A 12,132-nucleotide genomic window follows, 5' to 3' on the forward strand; every position below is an offset into this window, starting at 1 on the left:
CCCAGATCCGCCCGCGCATCGCGTCGGGTCCGTCGGTCGTGCGCCAGAGCACGATCCACGCGGCCGCCGCGAGAAGCGCGCTCCAGAGGAGCGACCTCAGAAAAACGTCGGCCATGAGTCGGGGCGCGGGCGCGTCGCGCCATCGGGAGCGGCGAAGGGCCGCATCCAAGGGCGCAAAGGGAAATTCTACAGCCGTACCGGCCCAACTTCCCGACCAAAACCCCCACCGGCGACGCCAAGGCGCCGAAAGCGCCGCACCGAGCGCAACGAAGGCGACGGCCCAAAGGGGCGCGTCTCCCATGAAGAAGAGGATGCCGAAGAGGAAGGCCGCCGTTTCGACGTGAAGGAGGCCTGCGAGCGCGAGCGCAAAGGCGAGGATTTCAGGCGAAAGAAGCGGTTGGGCGGTGGGAAGCATGTCGCGGGCGTGGTAACTTGTCGGCAAAAGCTTAACAGGAAGGCTCATGAGCACGCGCAACTTCTACGATCCGATGCCCGGCACCGTCACGATGACGCACGTCGTCTACGGGCTTCACGCGATCACGATCATTCCGAGCCTCATCGCCTCGGCCTTCTTCCCGTGGGGGATCTCCGTGGGGACCGCCTCGATCGTCGGGGTGATCATCAACTACGTTCTGCGCGGCGACGTCCGCGGCACTTGGCTCGAGAGCCACTTCGAACTTCAGATCCTGCTCTTTTGGCGGGCGATTCTCTTCATCCTCGCCGTCTTCATCCTGAGCTTCCCGCTCATCTTCCTCGGCCCCATCGGGGTCGGCCTCCTTTGGGTGGCGGGTTTGACCTTCATGATCTGGTTCGCCTGGAAGCTCATCACCGGCTGGCGCGCGCTCGCCATGGGCGAAACCGCGCCCGACGCCCGCTGAAGTCTTATACTCCGGGCTTTCGCAATCAACGCAGCACGCGGGAGCTCGGCATGGCGCTCGGCGCAACGGTCTACAAGGCGGTTCTCGACCTTTCGGACCTCGACAGAAATCTCTACGGGACCTTTCCCCTCACGGTGGCGCGGCACCCTTCGGAAACCGAAGAGCGCCTGATGCTGCGCATCCTCGCCTTCGCGATGCACGCGGGCGAGCGGCTTTCCTTCGGGCGCGGGCTCTCCACCGAAGGCGAACCCGCCCTTTGGGCGATCGACGACACGGGCGAGATCGAAGAGTGGATCGAGCTCGGCACGCCCGACGTGAAGCAGGTCCGCCGCGCGGCGGGGAAGAGCGCCCACGTGCGCATCCTCGCCTACGACGAGGCGAAGGTGGAGCCCTGGTGGACGGCGAACGCGGGGGAACTCGGCCGCATCGACAAGCTCGTGGTCGTGGGGGTCTCGGACGAGGCCAGCGCGGCTTTGGCCGCCATGGCGAACCGCAACATGAAGCTCGCCGTCACGATTCAGGACGGCACGATCTGGGTGAGCGACGACCGCACGAACGTGCAGGTCGACCCGATCTGGATGAAGCGCGAAAATCAGAAGCCTTGGCTCTGAACGCGATGTACCCTTCACGAAAAAGACCGCGGATCCTCGGGAGATCGCGCGGTCTTTTCGCGTCTGGGGTCTTGGGGTCTTTCGGTCAACCCCGGAAGAACGTGAGCCAGGCGCCGAGGATCATCAGCACCCAGGCCGACACCGGGTTGAAGAAGACGCGCAGGATCGCGCGGCGGGGCTCAAACCCCAGGCCGCAGACCCAGGCCGAGCTCATGCCGAGGAGGAGCAGGACGAGGCTCCCGTGGTCGACGCTGTGCATGTCTTCGGCGATCGCGCGGGGGTAGAGCACGATCAGTCCCGCGAAGCCGATGGCCGCGAGGAAGGTGATGAGCCGAACGAAACCCCGCATGATCAGTCTTCGCGGCGGGCGAGATTGATCTCGACGACGTTGGCGAGCAGGACGGCGAAGCCGAGACCCATGATCCAGTAGAAGTAGGACATCTTGATTTCCTTTATCCAGTCGGTTCCGAGGGGGCGGCGGCCCCCTCGGAGAAGCCGGTTAGTAGAGGCTGTGGGTGTTCTTTTCGATGTAGGAGGCATTGAGCTTCCCGCTCATCACCTTGTACGCCCAGCTCGTGTAGAAGAGGACGCAGGGGAGGAAGAGGAGCGTGACGAAGAACATCACTTCAAGCGTGAGGTGCGAGCTCGTGCAGTCCCAAAGCGTGAGGCCGGCGTTGGGCATCGTCGAGGAGGGCATGACGAACGGGAACATCACGACCAACGGCGTCAGGATGATGCCGAGGAGCGCGACGCTCGAGGCGACGATCGCGGCGACGGCGCGGCCCGCACGGATCATGAAGGCGCCGGCCAAGGTGCCGAGAACGCCCAGCGCGGGGACGAGCCAGAGGACCGGATAGTCGGCGTAGTTCTGCATCCAGGCGCCTTCGACGATCGCGACGGTCTTCGCGAGCGGGTTCGCGGGACCGGCCGGATCGAGGCCGCCAGTGACGGCGTAGCCGTCAAGGGTCGCGGCCCAGACGCCGCCCAGGATGAAGAGCACGGCGCTCAGGATCCCGGTGAGGAACGCGACGTTCTTGGCGCGCGCCTGGAGGTCGCCTTCCGTGCGGAGAACAAGGTAGTTCGCGCCGTGGAAGACGATCATGACGAGCGAGAGCACGCCGCAGAGGAGTCCGAACGGGTTCAAGAGCCCGAAGAACGAGCCCGTGTAGACCGGACGGAGCGTCGCGTCGATCTCAAAGGGCACGCCCTGGAGCAGGTTCCCGAAGGCGACGCCGAAGATGATCGGCGGGACGGCCGAGCCGAAGAAGAGGGCCCAGTCCCAGGTGCTGCGCCAACGCGTGGCGGCGACCTTGCTGCGGAAGTCGAAGGCGACCGGACGGAAGATGAGCGCGGCGAGCACGATCAGCATCGCCCAGTAAAAGCCCGAGAACGCGGCGGCGTACATCATCGGCCAGGCGGCGAACATCGCGCCGCCCCCGGTGATGAGCCACACCTGGTTGCCGTCCCAGTGCGGGGCGACCGAGTTGATCATGACGCGGCGTTCGTTGTCGTCGCGGCCGAGGAAGGGCAGGAGCGAGCCGACGCCCATGTCGTGCCCGTCCATGATGGCGAAGCCGATCAGGAGCACGCCGATGAAGAGCCACCAGACGAGCTTGAGGATTTCATAGTCGATCATTTGAGAAACTCCGGGTCGTCGGGTTACTGACGTTCAAAGTGGTAGCGGCCCGTACCGAGCGAGCTCGGCCCCTTGCGGCCGAAGCGGATCATCAGCCACATTTCCACGACGAGGAGCGCGCTGTAGAGGATCACGAAGCCGATGATCGAGCCGAGAACCTCACCCGCGGAAAGGCTCGAGACGGAGAGGTGCGTCGGGAGCACGTTGTAGATCGTCCAGGGCTGACGGCCGTATTCGGCGACGAACCAACCCGCTTCGCAGGCGATCCAGGGCACGGGGAGCGCGAGAAGCGCGAGCTTGAGGAACCACTTCTTCTCTTCGAGCGTGCGCTTCATCGAGAAGAAGACGCCGAGACCGAAGATGAGGAGCATGGCGATGCCGGAGCCCACCATCAGGCGGAAGGACCAGAACATCGGGGCGACGCCGGGGATCGTGTCGGCGGCGGCCTGCTTGATCTGTTCGGGCGTGGCGGCGGCGATGTCGTTCGTGTAGCGCTTCAAGAGGAGACCGAAGCCGAGGTCGTCCTTGAGGCCCATGAATTCTTCACGGAGCGCTTCGTTCTTCGGGTCGGCGCGGAGTTGCTCCAGCGTCGCGACGGCCTTCTGACCGTTCTTGATGCGCTCTTCCGCGGCGGCTTCAAGCTGGTTGATGCCGGGGATCTCAGTGGAGAGCGAGCGCGTACCCATCAGACCGAAGAGGTACGGGAAGTCGATCTGGAAGTGGTTCGTGCGGTTGGCTTCGTCGGGGAGCGCGAAGAGCGTGAGCGGCGCGGGCGCTTCGTGCGTGTCCCAGATGGCTTCCATCGCGGCGATCTTCGTCGGCTGGTCGCGCGTGACGAGGAAGCCGGATTCGTCGCCCATGTGGATCGTCATCACGGAGGCGATGAGACCGAACACGGCGGCCATGCGGAAGGAGGAGCGCGCAAAGGGCACGTCCTGACGGCGGATGAGGTAGTAGGCCGAGATCGCCATCACGAAGAAGGCGCCGGTCATGTAGCCGCCCGCCACGGTGTGGACGAACTTCGCCTGGGCCCATTCGCTCGAAACGACCGCCCAGAAGTTCGTCATTTCCATGCGCATCGTTTCGAAATTGAATTCGGAGCCGACCGGATTCATCATCCAGGCGTTGGCGACCAGAATCCAAAGGGCGGAGAGGTTCGAACCCAACGCCATGAGGAAGGTCGCGAGGAGGTGCTTGCCCTTCGAGAGGCGGTCCCAACCGAAGAAGAAGAGACCGATGAAGGTGGATTCAAGGAAGAAGGCCATCAGACCTTCGATCGCGAGCGGCGCGCCGAAGATGTCGCCGACGTAGTGCGAGTAGTAGGCCCAGTTCGTCCCGAACTGGAATTCCATCGTGATGCCGGTGGCCACGCCGAGGGCGAAGTTGATGCCGAAGAGCTTGCCCCAGAAGCGGGTCATGTCCTTGTACATCTCCTTGCCGGTCGTCACGTAGGCGACTTCCATCGCGACGAGCATGAAGGAAAGCCCGAGCGTGAGCGGGACGAAGATGAAGTGGTACATCGCGGTGAGCGCGAACTGCAGCCGCGAAAGGTCGACCAAATCCGTGGAGATCATAGGTGCTCCCTAAAGGAATGAGCGTCGTTGCCGTTGTTTTGTGGTTGTGAGGGGTCGTCCGTTGGGTCAACGCCATCAGGGCGCGTGCGAAGCGGGGTGCTCCGACGAGAAAATCGCTTTCTCGACGCGCTCCGGGGTCACCTGCGTCCGGTGTTCCGGACTGAAGAACAGGTACCAAAGGGCGAAGATCACGGCGAGCTTGCAGGCGATCACCACGGCGATCTCAACGATCAGGCGCGGCTCTCGGACTGAGCGGGTCGGTTTCGTCATCTGGGCTAACTCCGGTATTGATAACGTCTATTGACGAACTAATAGATATTAAACGTTTTTATCTGAAAAGTGTTTTCCCGGAGCGCCCTTTTTTGTGTCCGCGGAAACGCTCCGTATTCCTCGTGCTAGGCTCGCGGGAACCGCTTTCAGTCCTTTGTGTACGGAGTTGCTGACCATGCCCATCCTACCCCGCCGGGAACTCGCCTTCGCGCTCACCCCGGGCGAAACCCGCGTCGAAGTCGTCCGCCCGGATGGAGCGCTCTCGGCGTCCTTCGCGCCCGCGCCGCTCGGGCGTGAAGCCGCGAGAGGAACGCTTGTTCTCATCCACGGCGTCGCCTCGAACGCGAGCCGCTGGGAGGAGTTCACGGAGAGGACGCCCCTGCGGCGCGATTGGAACGTCGTGCGGCTCGACCTTCGCGGCCATGCGGCGAGCGTCACGACCGTGCCGGCGACCCTGGAAAAGCACGCCGAAGACCTGGTTGCGCTCCTCGACGCGCTGGAGATCCGCCGGGCCGTCTGGGTCGGGCACAGTCTCGGCGCCCAGATCGCGATGATGACGGCGACGCTCTACCCCGAGCGCACCGCCGGGCTCGTGCTTCTGGACCCCCTCGTTGACGAAGCCCTGACGCCCAAGGCCGAGAAGATGGCGGCGCGCCGCCCGCTCGTGCGGGCGCTCGAAGGTTGGGGACGGTTTCTGCACGCCGTGGGCTGGCGCCGCCGGCTGCCGCACTACAGCCTTCGCGAGCACGATCAGCGCGCCCGCGAGATGCTCAAAGCCGGGGGCGACGCCCTGGAGGCCTTCATCAAGGAGTATTCGTCCCCCTGGCGCGACCTCGGGCACATCCATCTCGAGCACTACATGCGAGATCTCTTGGAAACGGGGCGCCCCTCTCCGGACATCCGGGGCCTCGGGATTCCGGTCCTCGTCTTCGGGAGCCGCAGCGGGAGCTTCACGGGCCCCGTGAGGATGGCGCGCTGGGTCGAAGGGATGCCGGGCGGCGCCTATGAGACGGTGCCCTGCGTGCACTGGCCCCTGACCGAGTGCCCCGACGAAGTGAGCGGCGCGATGGCCGCATGGCTCGGGCGGACGTTCCCCGGCTGACCCGGGCCGACGAACAAAAACCGCCCGGTCCTCGCGGACGGGCGGTCTTTCGAAGGGAGACTCCCGAAGGAATCAGGCTTGGCTCGCTTCCGGATGCACGACGATGCGCACGATCGGAGGCGCCACGGCGGCGTCCTCTTCGCGGATTTCCCAAACTTCAAGGAGTTCCGCCTGCGTCGGGAGCGCACCCTCGCGCGCACGGCGAAGCTTCAGCGTGTTGCGCACGACCGTTTCGACGACGTCGAGCGGCAGGCAGTTGAGGTCCGGGAATTCGATCTTGCGGTGCTCGGCGTCGAGCCCCTTCGCCTTCGGACCCAAGCCTTCGGCGGCGGCCTCTTCGGCGAAGTAGAAGACGAGCGAGCGTTCGCGGGATTCCACGGCGAAGACGGGGCCGTCGAGTTCATAAAACGCCAAACCGAAGCGCATGCTTTCGCGCACGCCGCGTGCCGAGCGGCGGATCATGCTGCAGACGCGCGCCATCGAGACGCGGCGCTCGTTGGGAAGGCTTTGGAGGTAACCCCCAACCGTGGTGGCGGTAGGAACCATGTCGAACAACTCCCGGAAAAAAGACGATCAGACCGCTCCGGCGCGGTCGGTAAAGACCTTCAATTTTACCAAAAAATGAAGATCGTCTCTGCGTTTTCGACCAACTTGTCCGAATCCCCCGCCACTCACCGGTAGAGAATCCAGCGCGCCGTGAAGGGCACGCGCAGGGTCATGCCGCGCTGCGAAGGCGAGCAGCGCGTCACGGGCATTCCGCCCTCGGCGCGGCGCCGCTCCATCCAGCGCACGCCCCGAAGCGCCCCGGTTTCCGGGGGCATCGTCTCGAAGACCGCGTCGCGCAGATTCTCTTCCGAGGCCCTCCCGCGGTTTTCGATGATTTTGGCGGTCAGAACCGAGCCGTCGCGGTGGCGCACGGTGAAGCCGTCGGTCAGGCGCGCTTCGAGGCGCCGGGGTTTGACCGCATCGTTCCAGAGCCTCGCGTCCGGACCCTGAAAGGCCCAATAGAAACCTTCTTCATCGTATTCGCAGCGAAAACGCATGTCGCCCTCGGCGAACCAACTCTGCACGGCGACGGCGTCCTTCGGCGGAACCTCGGTGGGACCGAGCCCCGCGCACCCTGCAAGGAGCAGCGCGCTGGACAAAACGACGGCGAAAACGGACGGTCGGCGAAGCATGGGATTGCGGGTCGGTGGAGGAATATCAGTCTTTAAGTCTAGTCTCGATGGGGTACTTCGGGCGGTGATTTCGTTTGGAAAGGCTTCTATCGGGGCGCTCTTGTTGGTAGAGTTAAGCCATCCGCCAAGCAGACCGCGGCCGTCCCGGACCCCTCGGGTCGACCGGCTGTCGTCATGCGCCTTTTTTTTTGGCATTCTCGAGGGAAACAGCAGTGTTCCAAATCCGCATTCATGGCCGCGGAGGCCAGGGCGTCGTCACCGCCGCCGAGATGCTCGCGCTTGCGGGCTTCATGGAAGGCCACCACGCGCAGGCCTTCCCGAGCTTCGGCTCGGAGCGCACCGGCGCGCCCGTGACGGCCTTCGCCCGTCTCGCCCCCAATGAGATCCGCCTTCGCGAGCCCGTGCTCGAGCCCGACGTCGTGCTCGTGCAGGACCGCACGCTCCTGGACAGCGTGAACGTGTTCGCGGGCCTTCGCCCCGAAGGCTACGTCCTCATCAATTCGAGCCGCAGCGCCGAAGAGCTCGGTCTCGGCGACCTGATCGCCAAGCTCCCCGCGGGGCACGTCCTCACGGTTCCCGCCACGCGCTTCGCGATGGAAAAGATCGGCCGTCCGCTTCCCGGCGCCGCGATGCTCGCCGGCATGGCCGCCATGACGGGCACGATGAAGTTGGAGAGCGTTCAGGCGGCCTACAACGAAAAATTCAAGGGCGCCGTTGCGGCCGCCAACGCCGAAGTCGCCTCGATGGCCTTCGAGGCGGTGAAGCGCGCGCTGGGAGGTGAGCATGCTTAAGCAACTCGAAGGCAGCCAGGGCGTCGCCCAGGCCGTGGCGCTCTGCCGCCCGGAAGTGGTCTGCGCCTATCCGATTTCCCCGCAGACGCACATCGTCGAAAACTTGGGGCTGCTCTGCCGCAAGGGCGAGCTCCAGGACTGCGAGTACATCAACGTCGAGAGCGAATTCGCCGCGATGTCGGTCGCGATCGGCGCCTCGGTCGCGGGTGCGCGCGCCTACACGGCGACCGCGTCCCAGGGGCTCCTCTACATGGTGGAGGCGGTCTACAACTGCTCGGGGCTGGGGCTGCCCGTCGTCATGACGGTCGCCAACCGCGCGATCGGCGCCCCGATCAACATCTGGAACGACCATTCCGACTCGATGAGCCAGCGCGACAGCGGCTGGATCCAACTCTTCTGCGAAACGAACCAGGAAGCGGTGGACCTGCACATCCAGGCCTTCCGCATCGCCGAAGAAATCTCGATTCCGGTCATGGTCTGCATGGACGGGTTCGTGCTGACGCACGCCTTCGAGCGCATGGACATCCCGACGCAGGAAGAAGTCGACGCGTTCCTTCCGCCCTATGAACCGCGTCAGGTTCTCGATCCCGCGCAGCCCTATTCGATCGGCGCGATGGTGGGCCCCGAAGCCTTCACCGAAGTGCGCTACCTCGCGCACCGCCGCATGATGGACGCGATCCCCGTGGTCGAGCGGGTCGGAAAGGAGTTCGCCGAGAAGTTCGGCCGCGCCTCCGGGGGGCTCGTCTCCTCCTACCGCATGGAAGACGCCGAAGTCGCGGTCTTCGCGATGGGTTCCATCCTCGGTACGATCAAGGACACCGTCGACGCGATGCGCGACGCGGGCGTCAAGATCGGCGTCGTGGGCCTCAAGTGCTATCGCCCGTTCCCGGATGCGGCCGTGCGCGAAGCGCTGAAGAACGTCAAGCGCGTCGTCATCATCGAGCGCACCGTGAGCGCGGGCACCGGTGCGGTGCTCTCGCTCGACGTCATGCGTGCGCTGCGCGGTCTCGCCGTCGAACAGAACACCGTCGTCGCGGGTCTGGGCGGGCGCGCCGTCACGCGCGCTTCGTTGGAAGACGTCTTCAAGAAGGCGATGGCGGGCGAAATCACGGAAGAACCGCATTTCCTCGACCTCGACGCGTCGCTCATCGCGCGGCAGCTGGAACGCGAAGGCGCCGCGCGCCACACCGGCCCCATTCCTGAGGCGTTGAACCGCGACGTCGCGGAGCGCAAGCTCGCCCGCGGGGAGGAGATCTAAATGGAAACGCCCATCCACTTCTATCAGACCGGCACCTTCACCGTCGGCAACCGACTCCTCGAACCCGAGGCCCGCTCGAACCAGGCCTCGATGGAACGTGCGAACTCGCTCAATTCCGGCCACCGCGCCTGCCAGGGCTGCGGGGAAGCCTTGGGCGCCCGCTACGCGATCGACGCGGCGATGCGGGCCGTCCAGGGGCGCCTCGCCGTCACGAACGCGACGGGGTGCCTTGAGGTCTTCTCGACCCCGTACCCGGAAACGAGCTGGCAGCTCCCGTGGTTCCACTCGCTCTTCGGGAACACCGCGGCCGTCGCGACCGGCATGGCCGCGGGCTTCCGCATGCGCGCGAAGAAGGCGGGCAAAGACCCGGTGCGCGTCGTCGCCATGGGCGGCGACGGCGGCACGACCGACATCGGCTTCGGGTGCCTCTCGGGCATGTTCGAGCGAAACGACGACGTGCTCTACATCTGCTTCGACAACGAGGCGTACATGAATACGGGCGTGCAGCGCTCGTCGGCGACGCCGCCGGCCGCCCGCACCGCCACGACGCAGATCGCCGGGGACGAACCCGGGAATCCGTGGGGGCAGGGGAAGAACGTGCCCTTGATCGCCATGGCGCACGGCATCCCCTACGTCGCGACCGCGACGGTCGCGGACCTGCGCGACCTCGAACGCAAGGTTGAAAAGGCGATGAGCGTGCGCGGCGCCCGCTACATCCACATCTTCGTGCCGTGCCCGCTCGGTTGGGGCGCCGCCTCGGGTCAGACGATCCACCTCGCGCGCCTCGCGGCCGAAACCGGCATCTTCCCGGTCTTTGAAGCCGAATTCGGCGAAGTGACCGGCGTGCGCCACATCCGCCGCAAGGAGCCCGTCGAGGCGTACCTGAAGCTGCAGAAGCGCTTCGCGCACCTCTTCGGCAAGCGCGGGAATCCGGAAGTCATCGCCCGCATCCAGCGCATGGCCGACCACAACATTCGGAAGTTCGGCCTGCTTGCGGACGAACCCGAGCAGATCATCCCCGTGCCCGAACAGGCCGAGGAACGCTCGCACCAGATTTAAGGAGACCGCCGTGAACAAACCTTTCGCCATCACGCTCGACGTCGGTTCTTCGCTTGCCAACCGAACCGGTTCGTGGCGTACGGTCAAACCCGTCTACGTGAACCGCCTGCCGCCCTGCAACGCGAAGTGCCCCGCGGGCGAGCAGTGCCAGGCCTGGCTCTTCCACGCCGAGAGCGGCGACTACGAGAGCGCCTGGAAGAAGATCACCGAAGACAACCCCTTCCCGGCGACGATGGGGCGCGTGTGCTACCACACGTGCGAAGGCGCCTGCAACCGCGGTGAGGTCGACGAATCGGTCGGCATCAATGCGGTCGAACGCTTCCTCGGGGACCATGCGCTCGAAAAGGGCTGGGCCTTCACGAAGGCCGCCCCGACCGGGAAGCGCGTCCTGGTCGTAGGCGCGGGCCCGGCGGGCCTCTCCGCCGCGTACCACCTCGCGCGCATGGGCCATGCGGTCGACGTCGTCGACGGCGCCGAGGCGCCGGGCGGCATGATGCGCTACGGCATCCCGAAGTACCGTCTGCCGCGCGAGATCCTCGACAAGGAAATCGCCCGCATCGAGGCGCTCGGCGTCACGATCCGGATGAACCACAAGGTGGAGGACCTCCAGGCCGAAATGACCGCGGGCGGCTACGACGCCGTCTTCCTCGGGACCGGTGCGACGCTCGCCCGCCGCGCCTACATCCCGGCGGGCGACTCGACCCACATCCTCGACGCCGTGAGCGTTCTGCGCTCGATGGAAGGGGAAGAAAAGCCCCTGCTCGGGCGCAAGGTCGTCGTCTACGGCGGCGGCAACACCGCGATCGACGTCGCGCGTACGGCGCGGCGCTTGGGGTCCGAATCGATCGTCGTCTACCGCCGCACGCGCGAGCGCGCCCCGGCGCACAGCTTCGAAATCGAAGAGGCGATCGAGGAAGGCGTTTCGATGAAGTGGCTCTCGACGATCGCGTCCGCCGAAGAAGGCGAGATCCGCATCGAAAAGATGGCCTTGGACGCCGACGGCTATCCGCAGCCCACCGGTGAATACGAAACGCTCGAAGCCGACAGCGTCGTGCTCGCGCTCGGTCAGGAAACCGACCTCGGGTTCCTCTCGAACGTCGAAGGGCTCGTGCACGAAAAGGGCGTGGTCGACGTCGATGCGAACATGATGACGGGCTGCCCCGGCGTCTTCGCCGGCGGCGACATGGTCAAGGGCGACCGCAACGTCACCGTGGCGATCGGCCACGGGAAGCGTGCGGCGCGCGCGATCAACGCGTACCTCGAGGGCCGCGTCTACGAAGCGCCCGCGCCCGCCGCGCCGGCGACGGTCGCGCGCTTGAACACCTGGTACTACGCCGACGCCCCGAAGCAGGTCCGCCCGCAGCTGGACGCCGTTCGCCGCCAGAGCACGTTCGACGAAGTCCTCCAGGGCCTGACCGAAGAGAACGCCCTCTTTGAAGCGCGCCGCTGCATGAGCTGCGGCAACTGCTTCGAGTGCGACAACTGCTACGGCGTCTGTCCCGACAACGCCGTCATCAAGTTGGGTCCGGGCAAGAAGTTCCGCTTCAACTACGACTACTGCAAGGGCTGCGGCATCTGCGCGCAGGAATGCCCCTGCGGTGCGATCGACATGGTGGGCGAAGACATCTGACGCTTCCCGCGCCCCTTGCCCTCTGAGGCCCGCGGCCCGTACGATTGTTCGCACGGCCCGCGGGCCTTTCGTTTTTCCTTTGAGCGGAACCCCTTTTCGGATGATCCGGCACACCAGTCTTTACAAGCAGTTCAAGACGGTCTTC

At 65.4% G+C, this 12,132-nt stretch carries 14 protein-coding genes; 7 read left to right on the forward strand and 7 right to left on the reverse strand.

What is annotated here, in order from left to right; genetic code table 11:
• Positions 1-463 (reverse strand): hypothetical protein (locus HMPREF9440_RS04040; RefSeq protein WP_008541762.1); only part of this gene is annotated, 463 nt, incomplete at its 3' end.
• Between HMPREF9440_RS04040 and HMPREF9440_RS04045 the strand changes: the two genes are divergently transcribed.
• Both HMPREF9440_RS04045 and HMPREF9440_RS04050 read left to right on the forward strand, forming a co-directional pair.
• Positions 462-878 carry a DUF4870 family protein gene (locus HMPREF9440_RS04045; RefSeq protein ID WP_008541761.1) on the forward strand — a complete coding sequence of 139 codons (417 nt, stop codon included), beginning with the start codon at positions 462-464 and terminating at the stop codon, positions 876-878. The genes HMPREF9440_RS04040 and HMPREF9440_RS04045 overlap by 2 nt on opposite strands.
• A 50-nt stretch (positions 879-928) precedes the next feature.
• Positions 929-1,489, forward strand: coding sequence for a YaeQ family protein (locus HMPREF9440_RS04050; RefSeq protein WP_008541764.1), 561 nt, complete (start codon positions 929-931; stop codon positions 1,487-1,489).
• Positions 1,490-1,574: 85 nt separating this feature from the next.
• Here HMPREF9440_RS04050 and HMPREF9440_RS04055 read toward each other — a convergent pair whose 3' ends face one another.
• From HMPREF9440_RS04055 to cydP, 4 genes are all read right to left on the reverse strand, one after another.
• Entirely contained in the window at positions 1,575-1,838 is a 264-nt protein-coding gene (locus HMPREF9440_RS04055) for a cyd operon YbgE family protein (protein WP_008541766.1), read from the reverse strand.
• Between the two features lie 150 nt (positions 1,839-1,988).
• Complete coding sequence (cydB, locus tag HMPREF9440_RS04060; RefSeq protein WP_008541768.1) at positions 1,989-3,125, reverse strand: cytochrome d ubiquinol oxidase subunit II; 1,137 nt, start codon at positions 3,123-3,125, stop codon at positions 1,989-1,991.
• A gap of 23 nt (positions 3,126-3,148) precedes the next feature.
• Positions 3,149-4,699 (reverse strand): cytochrome ubiquinol oxidase subunit I, encoded by a 1,551-nt coding sequence (locus HMPREF9440_RS04065; protein ID WP_008541769.1) that lies wholly within the window; start codon positions 4,697-4,699, stop codon positions 3,149-3,151.
• Between the two features lie 75 nt (positions 4,700-4,774).
• The gene (cydP, locus tag HMPREF9440_RS04070; protein WP_008541770.1) at positions 4,775-4,969 is read right to left on the reverse strand and encodes a cytochrome oxidase putative small subunit CydP; all 195 of its coding nucleotides are present in this window, start codon (positions 4,967-4,969) and stop codon (positions 4,775-4,777) included.
• A gap of 175 nt (positions 4,970-5,144) precedes the next feature.
• Here cydP and HMPREF9440_RS04075 point away from each other — a divergent pair, with 175 nt between their 5' ends.
• Positions 5,145-6,071: an alpha/beta fold hydrolase gene (locus HMPREF9440_RS04075; protein WP_040763529.1), complete on the forward strand. Its 927-nt coding sequence runs from the start codon at positions 5,145-5,147 to the stop codon at positions 6,069-6,071.
• A gap of 72 nt (positions 6,072-6,143) precedes the next feature.
• Here HMPREF9440_RS04075 and HMPREF9440_RS04080 read toward each other — a convergent pair whose 3' ends face one another.
• Both HMPREF9440_RS04080 and HMPREF9440_RS04085 read right to left on the reverse strand, forming a co-directional pair.
• Positions 6,144-6,617 carry a DUF1801 domain-containing protein gene (locus HMPREF9440_RS04080; RefSeq protein WP_008541772.1) on the reverse strand — a complete coding sequence of 158 codons (474 nt, stop codon included), beginning with the start codon at positions 6,615-6,617 and terminating at the stop codon, positions 6,144-6,146.
• Positions 6,618-6,742: 125 nt separating this feature from the next.
• Positions 6,743-7,249 (reverse strand): DUF3455 domain-containing protein, encoded by a 507-nt coding sequence (locus HMPREF9440_RS04085; protein ID WP_008541773.1) that lies wholly within the window; start codon positions 7,247-7,249, stop codon positions 6,743-6,745.
• Positions 7,250-7,461: 212 nt separating this feature from the next.
• Between HMPREF9440_RS04085 and HMPREF9440_RS04090 the strand changes: the two genes are divergently transcribed.
• From HMPREF9440_RS04090 to HMPREF9440_RS04105, 4 genes are read left to right on the forward strand one after another with little or no spacing between them, the layout of a single operon-like run.
• Entirely contained in the window at positions 7,462-8,040 is a 579-nt protein-coding gene (locus HMPREF9440_RS04090; RefSeq protein ID WP_008541775.1) for a 2-oxoacid:acceptor oxidoreductase family protein, read from the forward strand.
• A complete protein-coding gene (locus HMPREF9440_RS04095) occupies positions 8,033-9,298 on the forward strand; it encodes a transketolase C-terminal domain-containing protein (protein ID WP_008541777.1) in 1,266 nt (421 codons plus the stop codon). Before HMPREF9440_RS04090 ends, HMPREF9440_RS04095 begins: the two co-directional genes overlap by 8 nt.
• Positions 9,299-10,357, forward strand: a complete 1,059-nt coding sequence (locus HMPREF9440_RS04100) for a thiamine pyrophosphate-dependent enzyme (protein WP_008541778.1) — start codon at positions 9,299-9,301, stop codon at positions 10,355-10,357.
• A gap of 10 nt (positions 10,358-10,367) precedes the next feature.
• Entirely contained in the window at positions 10,368-11,987 is a 1,620-nt protein-coding gene (locus tag HMPREF9440_RS04105) for an NAD(P)-binding protein (RefSeq protein WP_008541779.1), read from the forward strand.
• The last annotated feature ends 145 nt before the right edge of the window (positions 11,988-12,132 follow it).

The sequence above is a fragment of the Sutterella parvirubra YIT 11816 genome, from assembly GCF_000250875.1.
Taxonomy (GTDB): Bacteria; Pseudomonadota; Gammaproteobacteria; order Burkholderiales; family Burkholderiaceae_F; genus Sutterella; species Sutterella parvirubra.